15 protein-coding genes and 2 pseudogenes are annotated in these 15,938 nt (G+C 70.1%); 10 read left to right on the forward strand and 7 right to left on the reverse strand.

Features of this window, described 5'->3' with window-relative positions; genetic code table 11:
• Positions 1-39 precede the first annotated feature (39 nt).
• Entirely contained in the window at positions 40-546 is a 507-nt protein-coding gene (locus tag ABD235_RS18280; RefSeq protein ID WP_344175464.1) for a hypothetical protein, read from the reverse strand.
• A 34-nt stretch (positions 547-580) separates the two neighbouring features.
• Entirely contained in the window at positions 581-976 is a 396-nt protein-coding gene (locus tag ABD235_RS18285; RefSeq protein WP_344175466.1) for an SRPBCC family protein, read from the reverse strand.
• 51 nt (positions 977-1,027) lie between these two features.
• Between ABD235_RS18285 and ABD235_RS18290 the strand changes: the two genes are divergently transcribed.
• Positions 1,028-1,441 (forward strand): MarR family winged helix-turn-helix transcriptional regulator, encoded by a 414-nt coding sequence (locus tag ABD235_RS18290; RefSeq protein WP_344175468.1) that lies wholly within the window; start codon positions 1,028-1,030, stop codon positions 1,439-1,441.
• Here ABD235_RS18290 and ABD235_RS18295 read toward each other — a convergent pair.
• Positions 1,438-1,977 (reverse strand): GNAT family N-acetyltransferase, encoded by a 540-nt coding sequence (locus ABD235_RS18295; RefSeq protein WP_344175470.1) that lies wholly within the window; start codon positions 1,975-1,977, stop codon positions 1,438-1,440. The genes ABD235_RS18290 and ABD235_RS18295 overlap by 4 nt on opposite strands.
• 66 nt (positions 1,978-2,043) lie before the next feature.
• Between ABD235_RS18295 and ABD235_RS39915 the strand changes: the two are divergent.
• Both ABD235_RS39915 and ABD235_RS18300 read left to right on the forward strand, forming a co-directional pair.
• Positions 2,044-2,214: pseudogene (locus ABD235_RS39915) on the forward strand (MerR family DNA-binding transcriptional regulator); the annotation flags it as partial.
• Between the two features lie 67 nt (positions 2,215-2,281).
• On the forward strand, positions 2,282-2,740 hold the full coding sequence (locus tag ABD235_RS18300; protein WP_344175472.1) for a hypothetical protein: 459 nt from the start codon (positions 2,282-2,284) through the stop codon (positions 2,738-2,740).
• Positions 2,741-2,770: 30 nt separating this feature from the next.
• Here ABD235_RS18300 and ABD235_RS18305 read toward each other — a convergent pair whose 3' ends face one another.
• A complete protein-coding gene (locus ABD235_RS18305; RefSeq protein WP_344175474.1) occupies positions 2,771-4,393 on the reverse strand; it encodes an alpha-L-fucosidase in 1,623 nt (540 codons plus the stop codon).
• Positions 4,394-4,495: 102 nt separating this feature from the next.
• Positions 4,496-4,798, reverse strand: coding sequence for a hypothetical protein (locus tag ABD235_RS18310; RefSeq protein ID WP_344175476.1), 303 nt, complete (start codon positions 4,796-4,798; stop codon positions 4,496-4,498).
• Positions 4,799-4,869: 71 nt separating this feature from the next.
• On the opposite strand from ABD235_RS18310, the pseudogene ABD235_RS18315 reads away from it, so the two are divergent.
• The 3 genes and pseudogenes from ABD235_RS18315 to ABD235_RS18325 form a co-directional block, all read left to right on the forward strand.
• Positions 4,870-5,454, forward strand: a pseudogene (locus ABD235_RS18315) (NmrA family NAD(P)-binding protein); the annotation flags it as partial.
• Between the two features lie 73 nt (positions 5,455-5,527).
• Positions 5,528-5,914 carry a VOC family protein gene (locus ABD235_RS18320; protein ID WP_344175478.1) on the forward strand — a complete coding sequence of 129 codons (387 nt, stop codon included), beginning with the start codon at positions 5,528-5,530 and terminating at the stop codon, positions 5,912-5,914.
• 15 nt (positions 5,915-5,929) lie between these two features.
• A complete protein-coding gene (locus ABD235_RS18325; RefSeq protein WP_344175480.1) occupies positions 5,930-6,295 on the forward strand; it encodes a hypothetical protein in 366 nt (121 codons plus the stop codon).
• Between the two features lie 48 nt (positions 6,296-6,343).
• Here the strand turns inward: ABD235_RS18325 and ABD235_RS18330 are convergent, their stop codons facing one another.
• Positions 6,344-7,282: a GlxA family transcriptional regulator gene (locus ABD235_RS18330; protein ID WP_344175482.1), complete on the reverse strand. Its 939-nt coding sequence runs from the start codon at positions 7,280-7,282 to the stop codon at positions 6,344-6,346.
• Between the two features lie 71 nt (positions 7,283-7,353).
• Here ABD235_RS18330 and ABD235_RS18335 point away from each other — a divergent pair, with 71 nt between their 5' ends.
• The 4 genes from ABD235_RS18335 (at position 7,354) to ABD235_RS18350 (ending at position 15,055) form a co-directional block, all read left to right on the forward strand.
• Positions 7,354-8,385, forward strand: a complete 1,032-nt coding sequence (locus ABD235_RS18335; protein WP_344175484.1) for a saccharopine dehydrogenase family protein — start codon at positions 7,354-7,356, stop codon at positions 8,383-8,385.
• A 59-nt stretch (positions 8,386-8,444) separates the two neighbouring features.
• Positions 8,445-13,931 (forward strand): ATP-binding protein, encoded by a 5,487-nt coding sequence (locus ABD235_RS18340; RefSeq protein ID WP_344175486.1) that lies wholly within the window; start codon positions 8,445-8,447, stop codon positions 13,929-13,931.
• A gap of 69 nt (positions 13,932-14,000) precedes the next feature.
• A complete protein-coding gene (locus tag ABD235_RS18345; RefSeq protein ID WP_344175489.1) occupies positions 14,001-14,492 on the forward strand; it encodes a DUF3592 domain-containing protein in 492 nt (163 codons plus the stop codon).
• Positions 14,489-15,055 (forward strand): dihydrofolate reductase family protein, encoded by a 567-nt coding sequence (locus ABD235_RS18350; protein ID WP_344175491.1) that lies wholly within the window; start codon positions 14,489-14,491, stop codon positions 15,053-15,055. The genes ABD235_RS18345 and ABD235_RS18350 overlap by 4 nt, the downstream gene beginning before the upstream one ends.
• Here the strand turns inward: ABD235_RS18350 and ABD235_RS18355 are convergent.
• Positions 15,037-15,930, reverse strand: coding sequence for an EamA family transporter (locus ABD235_RS18355; protein WP_344175493.1), 894 nt, complete (start codon positions 15,928-15,930; stop codon positions 15,037-15,039). The two genes, ABD235_RS18350 and ABD235_RS18355, sit on opposite strands and share 19 nt — an antisense overlap.
• Positions 15,931-15,938: the final 8 nt, after the last annotated feature.

Consider the following 15,938-nt stretch of genomic DNA (forward strand, 5'->3'; position numbering starts at 1 on the left):
AGCCACACCGAGCCAGAAGGTAGCACGCAGCGCGCCGCCTCACCGGGCCTGCAGTTCCTTGGGCCAGGGAAACACCAGTGGGTCGGCGCGCGCCTGCCAATTCTCGCCAACTTCGCCCAGCACCCGCGCGACCCGAGCGACCTGCTCGTCGCCGTACGGACAGGGCAGCGCGCTGGTGACACCCCACGCCTCCCGCACCTCGGCGTACGGCACCCGACCCTGCTCGTACGCCGCATAGAAGACGCTCGCGAGCGCCTCGCTGATCCCGATCCCCTTGGCCGCCTTGAGGATCCGCGCGCTGCGCACCTTCGCGTCGTGACGCTTCTTCCCGCCGGTCTGCGTCATGCTGCTCAACACCGCGCCGGCCGCGATGCAGCCGTAGATGCCGTCGGGGATGCCGAGCTCGCGCTCGAGCACGGCGTGCACGAGGTCGTGCGGGACCGCGTGCTTGCGCGAGTACGACGCCAGCTCGAACTCGGCGCCGTCCGCGCGCCGGATCAGTGTGCGGCACTCGCCGCGCGGGTCGGGCACGAAGGTCAGGTGCACGACATCGAGCGTGGACCTTCGGAAAGCCTTTGTGCTACTGGTTTTCGCAGTGCGTGCGGACCGTGGCGAGTTCCTCGTCGATGACGTCGGACTGGGCGGTGACGACGTCTTCGGGTGTGCCGTCGGGGAAGAACAGGGTGAACTGGTACTCGGCGCCGTCGCCGTTGGGGATGACGCGGGTGAAGACGCCCGAGGTGGGGTCGTCGGCGGCGAGGAGATCGACGGTGCCGTGCTCGGACGACGTGCAGACGTTGATGCGGCGTTCGGAGTCGGCGTTGTGGAAGATCCACAGGTCGCCGTCGGGTTCAACGGTCTTGACGGCGCCGGGAGCCCAGAGTGGGAGGTTGCGGGGGTCGGCGACGAAGGCGAAGACCTTGGCCGGGGCTGCGTCGATCGCGATGCTGCGGGAGAGAACCGTATTTGTAGGCATATGCTTATCATATGCAGATGCTTACAATTGAGCAATGCCTACGATGCTCGGATGGAGCGTGATGACCTCGGGGCCCTGTTCGCTCGGGTGGTACGGCGGCTGATGGCGGCCGAGCGGCCGCTGCTGGACGCCCACGGGCTGACGATGTGGGAGTACTCCGTGCTCACCCACCTCGCGAAGCAGCCGACCGAGACGCAGCAGGCGCTGGCGCAGGCGATCGGCTACGACAAGTCCCGGCTGATCCCGATGCTCGACAAGCTCGCCGAGGACGGCCTGCTCGTGCGTGAGCCCGACCCCGCCAACCGGCGCGCCCACACCGTTCGGCTGACTCCTGAGGGCCGGACCCGCTTGAACGCCGCCAAAACCGACGTCCGCGCGATGGAAGAGGACCTGCTCAGCGCTCTCAGTCCGACCGAGCGGCGACATCTTCTCGCGGCGCTACCCCGCCTGGCCGACACCGACTAGACGCCGGGGTGGTTCGGAGAGAGGAAAACGACGATGTCGGTCTCCGCACCCTTGACCGGCGGTTCGTGCCAGCCGACGCCACGGTAGAACGCGATCGTGTCGTGGGCCTGGTTCCAGGTCAGGAGCCAGGCGCCTGACGGCTGGTGATCGGCTGCGGTCGACAGCAACCGCCGGCCGAGGCCCGTCCCCCGCGCCCAGCCGAGGACCCCGAGCTCGTCGATCTCGAAGGCGCCGACGAGGAGTTCGTCGACCTGCTCCGCGCCGAGCCGCTCCAGCACCTGCCCGTACGAGCGATCCGTACGGAACGGTGACGGGGTGGTCCATCCCGTCACGAACCCCGCGATCCGCCCGTCCTCGGCCCGCTCGATCCACGCCCCGAACCCGTCCCGCCCCGCGTCCAGCTCCAGCCGCCGCCGGAACGCGACCCGGGTCTCCTCCAGATCCCGGTGCTGCCACGGCGGCGCCGTGAACACCTCGACGTACGCGTCGGTCAGTTCGTCCGCGATCCCCAGCACGTCACCCTCGTAGCGCTCCATCCCACGAACCTATCCCGCCGAATCCCCGTTGCCCCTCCACCCGGTGGAGGTTGCAGGCTGGGCGCCATGAACGACAGCCTTCTCACGATCGGTGAACTCTCCCAGCGCACCGGCCTGGCGGTACGGACGATCCGGTTCTACGCCGACCAGGGCGTCGTGCCACCGACCCAGCGCACTCCGGCCGGACATCGCCTGTACGACGTCGACGCGCTGATGCGGCTCGACCTCGTCCGAACCCTTCATCGACGACGCGTTCGGCGACCTCGACGCCAACCCCGAGCTGGTCGAGCTTCTGCGCTCCGCGATGCCCGAGCTGCCGGACGACCCGTCTCCGGATCAGCTGGAGGCGTGGATCGAGCTGGCCGATCTCGTCCGGGATCCCGCCTTCAAAGCCGCCGTACGCCGGGCCGCCGAGCACCAGGCTGCCGAACGTGCCGCCGGGGACACGACCGGCCTGCACCACGACCTCACCCAGTACGTCCGCAACCGGGTCAATGCCGCGATCACCAGTGGCATCGACCCCACCGGCGTCGACGCCGCCGCTGTGGTCACGGAGCTGGTCGCCCAGTACTGCGACACCTTCGGCGAAACCGACACACCGTCGTACCGGAGTCGTTTGGTGACCCGGCTCGAAGTCGCGGCGGACCCGCTGATGGAGCGCTACTGGGAACTCCTTGCCATCACCAACGGTTCGCCGCCACCACCGTCGCTTGCGCCGATCTTCCAGTGGTTCCTGGCTGCCTTGCGCGCCACCAGCAGTTGAGCCGTCCGCAGCGCCTGGGCGATACCGGGACTATCGCCGGGCGGCGCCCGGGAACTTGAAGACCGGGGCGCAGGTGCCGTCGGCGGCCTCCTCGAGGGTGGTGGTGCTGCTGGTGGTCGTGAGGGTGACCGGCTTGCCCGTGCTCAACCGAATCGGCTTCTCGCGCAGCATCACGTCCTTCAGGATCACGTCGCCCTTCGGCGCGCCCAGGACGACGGCGTACAGGTCGTTGCCCTTGGTGGTGAAGACGACCTTGTCGCCGGTCGCCGTGGTTGTCGTCGAGCGCGTCCACGGTCGGGTCCCGTCCATCGCCTCGCGGTTGGCGCGGAGCCACGCGCCGATGCCGGTGAGGCGGGACGCCTGCTCGGGCACGATCGTTCCTTCGCCGCCGGACGGGCCGACGTTGACCATCAGCGCGCCGTTGTTCGCGGCCGCGTTGGCCAGTTCGGCGATCAGGTCGGGGGTCTTCGTGTAGTCCGCGTCGGTCTCCTCGCGGTTGTAGCCGAACGACCCACCGATGCCCCGGTCCTGCTGCCAGAACTTCGGCTGGATCGTGTCGAAGTTCGCGTACTCCGGCGTCCGGAAGTCGCTGTGCGGCACGTCCTTCGGCGTACTGATGCTGTCGGCCCCTTCCTCGGTGCTGAAGGCAACCTTCATCAACTGGTCGAATCCCCAGCGCGCGGGCTTGAGACCGAGCAGCTCCCGTCCGTACGACGCGGTGCTCCAGCGATCGTCGACGACCCCCTCGGGCACGGTGTTGTAGTAGTCGGCGATCACCGCGTACAGCCGCTTGGAGCCGGTCGGCCAGGAGATGTCGTTCCAGAGCAGGTCCGGCTTGTAGCGCTGGATCAGCTCGCGCACCTGGGCGACGGCGTACTCGCGGTAGTCCTCGCCGTACGGCAGGAAGGCGTAGTCGCCGAGCGTCTTCACCACCTGCTGCTGGAAGGTCCAGTCGACGCCGCCGGAGTAGTAGACGCCGAACTTCAGCCCACGCTTGCGCACCGCGGCGGCCAACTCGCCCATCAGGTCGCGCTTGGCGTGGAAGTCCGGCGCGTGCGGATTGTGCACCGCGGTCGGCCAGAGCGAGTAGCCGTCCGCGTACTTCGCCGTCACGACCACGTACGACGCGCCCGCGGCCTTGAACTGCTCGGCCCACTGGTCCGGGTTCCAGCGCGCGAGGCCCGCCTCGAACTGGCGCGTGAAGTCGCTGTACGGCGCGTCGCCGTAGTGCTCGCGGTGGAACCGCGCGGTCGGCGAATCGGGGTCCTTGATCGCGTTCGCGTAGTCCTCGGCGTACGGGTTGCGGGTCATCGCGTCGTCGTACGACGTCTGCAGCAGCCGGTTGAACGTCGTACCCTTCGGCGCGAAGCCCGGAACCGAGTACAACCCCCAGTGGATCATCACGCCGAACTTCGCGTCGGCGAACCACCGCGGCAGCGGGTGCTTCTTGAGCGAGTCGAGGTCGGCCGTGTACGGCCCGCTCGTGGTCAACTCGGCCTTGCGCCCGTCCTGCCAGGACCAGAGCATCGACCGGCCGACGAACACCAGCACCAGGACCAGCGCCAGCAGCAACAGGCGCCCGAAGAACCGCCTGATCCGGTGCTTCTTCTTCGGCTTCTTCTCAACGGAGGCCGTGCCGAGTTCGCTGCTCATACCTCCCAGCGTGGCCCGACGAGCCGGCCCGCGAGTCCCACCGCAGCACAGAACACCCGAGACCAAAGGTGGACCCCACCACCGACCTCCAGCCGTGGCGGATCAGGTCAGCGGATCGAGCTCGGTCGAGGAACACGTCTCGCGCGGGTGGTGGGCGATGTCGATCAGTACGGCGAGGCGCCGGCCGGCCTCCTGGAGGTCGGCGACCTGGCGCGCGATGCGGTCGTGCTCGCCGGTCAGGCGTTGGACGAGGGCGGGTTCGAGGTGCTGGGCGTCGATGGCGGCCAGGAGCGGCGCGATCAAGCGGCTGCCCAGGCCGGCGGCGTAGAACTGCTGGATGAGGCGGATCCGTTCGACCGCCTCATGACGGAACTGGTATTGGTGACCGGCGCGACCGGGCCGCAAGGTGGAATCGTCGCTCGCCGGCTCTTGGCGGACGGCGTCCGAGTTCGCGCTCTGGTACGGCGGCCGGTGTCGAGCAGTTCGTGCACTCGTCGGTCGCAGGGATCGGGGCGTTTGTCGAGGAGGCCGCGGTCGGGCGCGGCGAGGCGTGGGGCGATCCGCACTACTGGCACAGCAAGGCCGCGGTGGGCCTCGCGCTGCCCGACGCGGGTTTTCGGTCCTGGACGGAGTTCCGGCCGGCGTTCTTCACCTCGAACCTGGTCCGGCCGTCGATCTGGTTCGAGAACCTGACCGGCGAAGCGGTCGTCACCGCGATCGACGCGGACAAGCCGCTGGCGGTGTTCGCGCCGGAGGACATCGGTACGGCGGTGGCCGCCGCGCTGGCTGATCCGGTGCGGTTCCACGAGCAGGTCGTCGAGCTCGCGGGTGAGCTGTTGTCGCTGAAGGAGATGGCCGCGGCGCTGACGGCGGCCGGTGAGCCGACGCACGTGGAAACTGTCACAGCCGAGCAGGGCAAGGCGCGCGGGATGCTCCCGCAGCTGATGGACAACCAGGTCGGGATGAACGACCGCGCGAGCACGGCCGACCCCAGCTTCGCAGCGGCGTACGACATTCCCCTCACCTCCTTCGCCGACTGGGCCAGGAAGCACTACAGCTGATCATTGCCGCGGGGTTTGATCGCCGTCACGGCGGGAAACCGGCGGGCTGAACCAGCTTCTGAAGGAGGCGGCGATGGGTGAGAGGCCGGCGGCGGTCGGGGATCTGCGGTTGGCGACGATCGTGGTGAACGCACTGGACATGGAGCGGGCCGCCACGTTCTGGGCCGAGACGCTCGGCTACGACGCGGAACGGGAGGTCGGCCCGCAGCACCAGTACACGAAGCTCGAGGATCCGGCCGGGCGCGGACCGGATGTGCTGATCCAGCAGACGGAGAAGATCCCGCAGGACGCGGCGCCGGTGCACATCGACCTCTACACCAGCGACCGCGACCAGCACGTCGAGCGCCTGCTGAAGCTCGGCGCCACCCGCGCCGACGACTGGGACTACCCCGAACGGCACGAGTTCATCGTCCTGCGCGACCCCGAAGGCAACGAGTTCTGCGTGATCCAGGCCGACTGAGCAGGAAGGCTGCGCGTGTACGACGGGGTGATCATCCTCGAGAGCTTGCGTACTGGGGCGGTCCTCGACGAGGTGCCACTGACGGTGCGGAAGCTGCAGCGGGTCGCCGTCACCGGCGCGAGCGCGGCGCAGCCGGCGCTGTGGACGATCATGGATTTCGCGGTCGAGGACCAGCACGCGGAGGCCCTCGCCGAGAAGCTCCAAGAGGTGCTGGACAAACCCGGCTGGTACGCCGACTTCCACAACGCCGACGAGATCTTCGTCGTGTTCCCCGGGAAGGTCTTCAGGTATCCGCGAGGTGATCAGGCGGCGCGGGCCGAGGCGCAGGCGCACGGCCGGACGCTCGCGATTCCCGAGCCGCAGCTCGACTGGGTCGACTAGGAGTGGCTCGACGGCCGGTCAGGCGCGGAACGAACGGCGGACGGTCGGTCAGGCGCGGAAGGATCGGCGGTAGGTGTCCGGTGGGACTCCGACCGTTCGCTTGAACTGGCGGCGGAGGGTGGTGGCGGTTCCAAGGCCGGTGGCGGTAGCTACCGACTCGATGCTTTCGTCGGTGGATTCCAGCAACTGCTGGGCGCGGCGGACTCGTTGGGTGTTGAGCCACTGGATCGGCGTCTGGCCGGTCACGGCGTTGAACTGGCGCGCGAGGTGGCGAGGGCTGAGGTTCGCGTGGCGGGCCAGGTCGGTGACGGCCAGTGGCTGGTCGAGGCGCTGCTGCGCCCAGGCCAGTACGCCGGCCAAAGCGTGGTCGCCGGCCGGTTGCATCGGGGTGGAGACGAACTGCGCCTGGCCGCCGGGGCGGTGCGGCGGCATGACCAGGCGGCGGGCCACGGTGTTGGCGATCGTGGCGCCGTGGTCCAGCGCGATCAGGTGGATGCAAAGGTCGACCGCCGCGGCCTTGCCCGCGGCGGTGAGGACATTGCCGTTGTCGGTGTAGAGCACGTCCGGATCGACCACGGCCAGCGGGTGGCGAGCCGCGAGCTCAGCGGTGTGCGCCCAGTGGGTCGTCGCCAGCCGCCCGTCGAGCAGCCCGGCGGCACCCAAAGCGAACGCACCGGTGCACAGGGACGCGATCCTCGCCCCGGCGTCGTGAGCTGCCCGTACGGCGTCGACGAGTTCCGGAGGCGGTGGGATGTCGACGTCCGCGCAGGCGGGCACGATCACTGTATCGGCGGTCGCGAGTCGCTCGAGCCCGGCCGAGGGCTCGACCAGGAACGGCCCGATCTGGACGGCGCCGGGCCCGCACAGCACCACGTCGTACCAGTCCTCGACTGCCGTATCGAGTGGCGGTGTGCGGAAGATCTCGTACGCAACGGCCAGCTCGAAGTGCAGGAGATTGCCCGCAGTGGCCAGGGCGACGGTGTGCATGTCCGAAAGTGTACGCATGATGGCGTTCCGGACTATCACGGTCGGTGATCCCACGCCACGAGAGTTGAGCCATGAAGATCGTGGTCTACGGAGCAACCGGGCACACCGGACAGTTCGTCGTCGCCGAGCTGCGCCGACGCGGAATCACCCCCGTCGTGGCGGGGCGCGGCGCCGGGAAACTGAGCAAGGAGTACGAAGACCTGACCGTCCGCCCCGCCGCAGTGGACGATCCAGAAGCCCTCGACCGAGCTCTGGACGGCGCCGACGCGGTGATCAACACCGCCGGACCGTTCGCGCTCACCGCGGGCCCGGTCATCGACGCGGCGCTGCGCGCGAAGATCCCGTACGTCGACGTCGCGGCCGAGATCGAGGCGAACGTCGGCACCCTCACCGAGTACGCCGACCGCGCCCGCGAGGCCGGCACGATCGTCCTGCCGGCGATGGCCTTCTTCGGCGGCCTCGGCGACCTGCTCGTCACCCACGCGATGGGCGACTGGACCGCGGCCGACGAGGCCCACATCGCTTACGGGCTGAGCAGTTGGCACCCCACCCCGGGAACGCGCACGGCCGGCGCGGTGAGCCACGACCGGCGCGACGGCCGCCGGGTCCGCTTCACCAACGGCGTCCTGGAGTACCACGACGAGCCCGCCACGCAGGAGGACTGGGACTTCCCGGCGCCGCTCGGTCGCCGGACGGTCGTCAAGGGCTTCACGATGGCCGACGTGGTGACCGTGCCGCATCACCTGGCGATCCCCGAGGTCGGTACGTCGATGGCCGTCGAGGCGGCCCAGGACCTCGCCGACGTCAGTACCCCCGCCCCGACCCCGAGCGACCCCGACGGCCGCTCCGACCAGTCGTTCGTCGTCGACGTCGCCGTCTCCGCCGACGGCGTCGTACGCAAGGCATCCGCAACCGGCCGAGACATCTATGCCGTATCTGCTCCACTGGCCGTCGAAGCGGTCGAGCGGATCCTGTCCGGGCGGACACGGACAGTAGGCGCGGTGACCGCCGGAGCCCTCTTCGACCCGGCGGATTTCCTGCAGGCGCTGGGACCTTTCCTTTCGGTCACAACCAGTGCACAGCTGACCCCGACTCGACGGTAGGGGCAACTGCCTGGGAATGTTTGCGGTGACAGCTTTGCCGACGACAGGAGTGCCGCCCGGTGTTCAACCGCATCGCCATCGTCAACCGGGGAGAGGCCGCGATGCGGCTGATCAATGCGGTCCGTGAGCTCAACGCCGAAACGGGGAGCCAGGTCGAGACGGTCGCGTTGTACACGGATGCCGAGCGCGCCGCCACGTTCGCCCGTGAGGCCGACCTGGCCTACCCGCTCGGCCCGGCCGCCGACCGCCCGTACCTGGACCTGGCCAAACTCGAGCGCGCCCTGCTCGAGACCAAGGCCGACGCGGCCTGGGTCGGCTGGGGCTTCGTCGCCGAGGACCCGGCCTTCGCCGAGCTGTGCGCGCGGATCGGCGTGACGTTCGTCGGCCCGAGCGCGGAGGCGATGCGCAAGCTGGGCGACAAGATCGGCTCGAAGCTGATCGCCGAGGAGGTCGGCGTCCCGGTCGCGCCGTGGAGCCGGGGCGCGGTCGCGACGCTGGACGAGGCGCTTGCCTCGGCCAACGAGATCGGCTACCCGGTGATGCTCAAGGCAACGGCCGGTGGCGGTGGCCGCGGGATCCGGCTGGTCCGCGACGACGAGGACTTACGCGAGGCGTACCAGCGGACCAGTGACGAAGCCGCGCGCGCGTTCGGCAGCGGCGTGGTGTTCCTGGAGCGGCTCGTCACCGGCGCCCGGCACGTCGAGGTCCAGGTGATCGCGGACGGGCAGGGTACGGCGTGGGCGCTCGGCGTCCGCGACTGCTCGGTCCAGCGCCGCAACCAGAAGGTCATCGAGGAGTCGGCCTCGCCGGTCCTGGCCCCGGACCAGGTTGCCGACCTGAAGGCGTCGGCCGAGCGACTGGCGCTGGCCGTCGGGTACGCCGGCGCCGGCACGGTCGAGTTCCTGTACCACCCCGGCGACAAGCTGTTCGCGTTCCTCGAGGTGAACACCCGCCTCCAGGTCGAGCACCCGATCACCGAGCTGACCACCGACTTCGACCTGGTTCGCGCCCAGCTGCACGTTGCGGCAGGCAACAAGCTGGAGGGCCCACGGCCGGTCGAGGTCGGCCACGCCGTCGAGGCGCGGCTGAACGCCGAGGACCCGGACCGCGACTTCGCGCCGTCCCCCGGGCGGATCGCGCGGCTGCGGCTGCCGTCCGGCCCCGGCGTACGGGTCGACACCGGCGTCAGCGAGGGCGACTCGATCCCGGCCGATTTCGACTCGATGATCGCCAAGATCATCGGCTACGGCCGGACCCGCGAGGAGGCGCTCGGCCGCCTGCGCCGCGCGGTCGCCGACACCACCGTCGTGCTGGAAGGCGGTACGACGAACAAGAGCTTCGTGCTCGACCTGCTCGACCAGCCCGAGGTGATCGACGGCTCCGCCGACACCGGCTGGATCGACCGGGTCCGCGGCGAGGGCCGGCTGGTCCTGCGGCGGCACTCCGGGATCGCGCTGATCGCGGCCGCGATCGAGGCGTACGAGGAAGCCGAGCGGGTCGAGCGCCAGCGCCTGCTCGACTCCGCCCGCGGCGGCCGTCCCCAGGTCCAGCACGAGGTCGGCCGTGCGATCGCGCTCAAGCTGCGCGGTGCGACGTACCGGGTCTCGGTCGCGAAGATCGGCTCCGCCCGCTACCGCGTGGGCGTCGGCACCGGTGACGACCTCTGCTACCTGGACGCCGAGCTCGACCGGCTCGACGCGTACGACGCCCGGCTGGTCGTCTCCGGCCGCCGGTACCGGCTCGTCACCGCGACGCACGGTCCCGTCCACCTGGTCGAGGTCGACGGTGTCACGCACCGGGTCAGCCGCGACGAGGGCGGCGTGATGCGCGCGCCCGCTCCGGCGCTGGTCGTCGCGACGCCGGTCGCCGCGGGCGCCGAGGTCGAGGCCGGTGCGCCGGTCCTCGTCCTGGAGAGCATGAAGATGGAAACGGTGCTGTACGCGCCGTTCAAGGCGATCGTGAAGGAGCTGCCGGTCTCGACCGGCAGCCAGGTCGAGACCGGAGCGCCGCTGCTGCGGCTGGAGCCGGTCGGCGACGCGGACGTCAAGGTCGAGGTGTCGGACAGCGTCGATCTGGAGCTGCCGATCCCCGAGACGCCGCCGACCGCCGCCGAGCGGGCCGCGCGCGGGCTCGACAACCTGCGCAGCATGCTGCTCGGGTTCGACATCGACCCGCGCGACGAGGGTCGGACCCTGTCGGAGTACCTGTCCGCCCGCGCGGAGCTGGACCAGCCGCCGGTCGCGGACGAGCTCGGCGTGCTCCGGCTGTTCGCGGACTTCGCGGAGCTGAGCCGCAACCGGCCGGCCGGTGAGGACCTGAACACCGAGCTCCGGGTGCACAGCCCGAAGGAGCACTTCCACACGTACCTGCAGACCTTGGACGCCGAGCGCGCCGGGCTGCCGGACCAGTTCCGCGAGCGGCTGGCGCGCGTGCTCGGCCACTACGGCGTCACCGACCTGGACCGTAGCGACGAGCTGACCGACGCGGTGTTCCGGATCTTCCTGGCCCAGCAGCGCACGTCACCCGACGTGCTGCTGATGACGTCGCTGCTGCAGCAGTGGCTGGCCGAACCGATGCCTGAGGCCCCTTTGGACGCCGAGGCGTACGCCGTACTGGATCACCTCGTGGTCGCGACCCAGCTGCGGTTCCCGGTGATCGGTGACCTGGCGCGGAGTGTCCGGTTCCGCTGGTTCGACCAGCCGCAGGTGGACGCCGCTCGCGCCGAGGTGCTGACCGAGGTCGCCGCCGAGCTGGACTCGCTGACCAGCGACCCGGACGTGCCGGACCGCACCGAGCGGGTCAAGGCGCTGGCCGCGATCCCCGAGCAGATCGTCGGCTTCCTGGCCGAGCGGATCGAGGCCGGGGTGCACCCGGTCGAGCCGATGCTGGAGGTGCTGATCCGTCGGCACTACCTCGAGTACGAGCTGCACGACCTGCGCAACACCACGGTCAACGGGCGCGCGTTCGCGAGCGCCGACTACACGCTGGACGACCGCCCGACCCACCTGGTCACCACGATCGGCACGGTCGACGAACTGGCCGACACCGGCAGCGACCTGGTCCGTGACCTGGCCGCTGAGGTCGCGGCCGCGCCGGCCGGTCATCAGGCCGTCGCGGATCTGTACCTGTCCTGGCCCGGTACGCCGGAGTCGCCGCAGGACGCGTCGGACCGGCTGCGCGACATCGTCGCCGCACTGCCGTTCGTCAACGACGTACGGCGGGTCGCCCTGGCTGTTGTCCCGGGCAACGGTCGCGAGGTCTGGTACTTCACGTTCCGCCCGTCGGCCGACGGTGTAGTCGAGGACGACAACGTCCGCGGCGTGCACCCGATGGTCGGCCGCCGGCTCAACCTGTGGCGCCTGCACGACTTCAAGATCACCCGGCTGGACGCACCCGAGGACGTGCTGCTCTACCACTGCGTGGCGAAGGACAACCCCGCCGATGAGCGGCTGGTCGCGCTGGCGCAGGTCCGCCAGTTCGCCGTGGTCCGCGACGAGGAGGGCAAGGTCACCTCGCTGCCGCACGTCGAGCGCGCGATCGCGAACTGCCTCGAAGGCATTCGCCGGGCCCGGACCGCGCGCGGCGCGGCCGGGGCGCGGCTGGAGATGAACCACGTCTGGGTGACGATCTGGCCGGTCGTCGACGGGCAGGTCCCGGAGCTGACCGCGCTGCAGCGCAACATCGCGCCGATGACCGCGGGCGCGGGCATCGAGGAGGTCATCGTCAGCGGCCGCGTGACCGGCTCGAACGGTACGCCGCTGCCGGTGGTCGGGAAGTTCTCGTACCAGCCCGGTTCCGGCGTCGTCACCAAGGTGGTCCGCCCGCCGACGGAACGGCTCAAGCCGCTCGACGACTACGCGCAGAAGGTGCTCAAGGCGCGTCGCCGCAACACCGTCTACCCGTACGAGGTGGCCGGTCTGGTGGTCGGTGCCGGAGGCACCTATGTCGAGCACGACCTGGACGACACCGGTGCGCTGGTGCCGGTCGACCGGCCGCGCGGGCTGAACAAGGCCGGCCTGATCGCCGGTGTGATCACCACCCCGACCCGTCGCCACCCCGAGGGCATCACCCGCGTCGTACTCAGCGGCGACCCGACGATGGCGCTCGGCGCGGTCGCCGAGGCCGAGTGCGCGCGGATCATCGGTGCGCTCGACCTGGCCGAGCGGCTGAAGGCGCCGGTCGAGTGGTTCGCCGTGTCCGCGGGCGCCCGGATCTCGATGGACTCCGGCACCGAGAACATGGACTGGGTCGCGAAGGCGCTGAAGCGGATCGTAGAGTTCACCCAGGCCGGTGGCGAGATCAACATCGTGGTCGCGGGCATCAACGTCGGCGCGCAGCCGTACTGGAACGCCGAAGCGACGATGCTGATGCACACCAAGGGCATCCTGGTGATGACGCCGGACTCGGCGATGGTGCTGACCGGCAAGCAGACGCTGGACTTCGCCGGCGGGGTCTCGGCCGAGGACAACTTCGGCATCGGCGGCTACGACCGGGTGATGGGCCCGAACGGCGAGGCGCAGTACTGGGCGCCGGACCTGGCCGGGGCGCGCGACATCCTGATGGCGCACTACGACCACACGTACGTCGTACCGGGTGAGCCCGGGCCGCGGCGGGCGCCGACGGCGGACCCGCACGACCGCGACATCACGGCGTACCCGCACGACCCGGCCGACGGCGGGTTCAGCACGGTCGGGGAGATCTTCTCCGCCACGACGAACCCGGACCGCAAGAAGGCGTTCGACATCCGCACGCTGATGCGCGCGGTCGCCGACCAGGACCACCCGATGCTGGAACGCTGGGCCGGCATGGCCGACGCCGAGACCGCGGTCGTCGCAGACACGCGGCTCGGCGGGCTGCCGGTGTGCCTGGTCGGGATCGAGTCGAAACCCGTTGCACGGCGGGGATTCCCGCCCACCGACGGGCCGGACACGTACACCGCGGGCACGCTGTTCCCGCGGTCGTCGAAGAAGGTCGCCCGGGCGATCAACGGTGCCAGCGGCAACCGTCCGCTGGTCGTGCTGGCGAACCTGTCCGGCTTCGACGGGTCGCCGGACTCGATGCGCAACCTGCAGCTGGAGTACGGCGCGGAGATCGGGCGCGCGATCGTGAACTTCCGCGGGCCGATCGTTTTCTGCGTGGTCTCCCGGTACCACGGTGGCGCGTTCGTGGTGTTCTCGAAGGCGCTGAACCCGTCGATGACCGTGCTCGCGGTCGAGGGCTCGTTCGCGTCGGTGCTCGGCGGTGCGCCGGCGGCCGCGGTGGTGTTCTCCGCCGAGGTGAACAACCGCACCTCGGCCGACCCGCGGGTGAAGGCGCTGTCGACCCGCCTCGCCGAGACCGAGGGCGCCGAGCGCGCCGCACTGACCAACGAACTGGCCGAGGTCCGCACCGCGGTCCGCGCCGAGAAACTGGGCGAGGTCGCGTCGGAGTTCGACCGCATCCACGACATCCGTCGCGCGGTCCGGGTGGGGTCCGTCGACCAGGTCGTCACGCCGGAGGAGCTCCGCCCGCAGCTGATCGCGGCCCTGGAGAAGCCCGCCCGCTGAGCTCGTCGAACAGCGCACCGACCGGTACGACGTACTGGTTGGTGCGCTGTTCGCGTGTGAGCATGGGGGATGCGCCGAGCGTTGGGTCTGCTGATGGTGGCGGCCGTGATGGTCGCTGTCTTCGGCGTGGTCGTGCAGCTGGACGTCCGGTACCAGCGGGGGCTGGGCCATGACTTCCTGGCCCACGGCGTACGGGCTGCTGCTGCCGAGGTTGAGCTCGAGGTCGACCGTGGCAAGGGCGGGGACTTCGTGGACGCTGTCCGCGTGGTGTACCGGACGGCTGACGGCCAGGAGATTCGCTCCGAGCTGACCGGTGAGCTGGGCGACCCGCAGGGCGCGGACGAGGGTGACGCGCCTCCTCCGCCCGGGACCAGGTACGCGCCGCCGCTCGAACTGCTCTACCAGCCGTCCGCACCCACCGAGGTGATGGCGGTCGTCGATGCCGAGGACCACTCACGCCCAGGCTCCGTGCTCCTGGTGGCTTGGCTCATGCTTGCCGGAGGGTTGGGCGGTGTGGTCGCCTGCTGGGTCGGCCTTTCCCGAACGAAGGTGGCGTCGTGATCAGTGTGGTGAACTTTCAGTCGCTCGACGGGGTGGTGCAGTCGGTGCTGTCGGCGGACGAGGACACCGAGGGTGGGTTCGCGTACGGCGGGTGGGTGTCGGCGGGGATGGACGACGCGGTGGCTGAGTTCATGCGGGGTGCGACGCTGGCGGCGGGTGGGTTGCTGCTGGGGCGGAAGACGTACGAGACCTTCGCGGCGACCTGGGCTTCCGCTGACGAGAGTGAGCCGGCGGTCGCGGCGATGAACCGGATTCCGAAGTACGTCGCGTCGCGGACGTTGACGACCGGGGCGTGGAACAACACCGTTGTGCTCGGCACCGACCTGGTGAGCGCCGTACGGGAGATTCCGGAGGAGCTCGTCGTCTTCGGGAGCGCTGACCTGCTGCGGACGTTGCTGGCTCACGGGCTGGTGGACGAGCTGCACCTGTTGACGTTCCCGCTGGTGCTGGGGTCGGGGAAGAAGATGTTCGGGGAACTGCCGTCGCCTCTTCGGCTTCAGCTGGAGGCTTCGCGGACGACGCCGTCGGGGGTCAACATCTCGAGCTACGCGGTGGTTGGCTGAGGGCGTCTCGGGGTGAGGGCGCTGGTGGCGTTGGCGGTGATGACCGCGGTGATGGCGGCCCATTCGAGGAGGCCGAGGCGTTGGTCGAGGAGGAGCCAGCCGGCGAGGGCTGCCAGGAGTGGGTTGATGCTCATGAAGAGGCCGAAGAACGTGGTGGGGACGAGGCGGAGGGTCAGCATGTCCAGCAGGTACGGGACGGCTGAGGCGAGCAGGCCGGCGGCTGCGGCGTACGCGAGGTACTTGGGCGCCGGTGTGTGGTGGATGAGGATCCAGCACCCGACCGGGAGGTAGGCGACGGCGGAGACTGCTGCTGCGGCGGCTGCACCCTGGGCTGAGGGGAGGCGGTTGGCGAGGGTGCGGTTGAGGAGGATGTACGCCGCCCAGCAGCAGGCGGCGATGAGGCCGAAGAGGATGCCGAGGTAGTCGGTGCTGGGCTGCGGGCGCATCAGGACGAAGACGGCGGCGCCGGCGATCAGGGCACAGACCAGGTCCACCCTGCGGCGGGAGGTCGCCAGTGCGACCGCCAGCGGGCCTAGGAACTCGAGGGTGACGGCGAGGCCTAGACCGATGCGGTCGACCGCGGTGTAGAGGGTGAGGTTCATCGTCGCGTAGATGGCGGCCAGGGCGAGGATGGGGAGCCACTGACGCCGAGTGAACGTGCGGAACGGTGGGCGGACTACCGCGAGCATGACGGCGGCGGCGACTGCTTGGCGGATGGCGACGACGCCGGCGGGGCCGAGGGCGGGGAAGCCGAGGGCGGCGGTCGCGGCGCCGACCTGGTTGGAGACACCGCTGGTGAGCATGAGGAGGATGCCGCGGAGCTGTCCTGCTGGCATGCGAGCAGCAGCAGGTGGGTTGTCCGTGGCGGCGGTCATTTTCGCAG

It is taken from the genome of Kribbella lupini, from assembly GCF_039529595.1.
Lineage (GTDB): Bacteria > Actinomycetota > Actinomycetes > Propionibacteriales > Kribbellaceae > Kribbella > Kribbella lupini.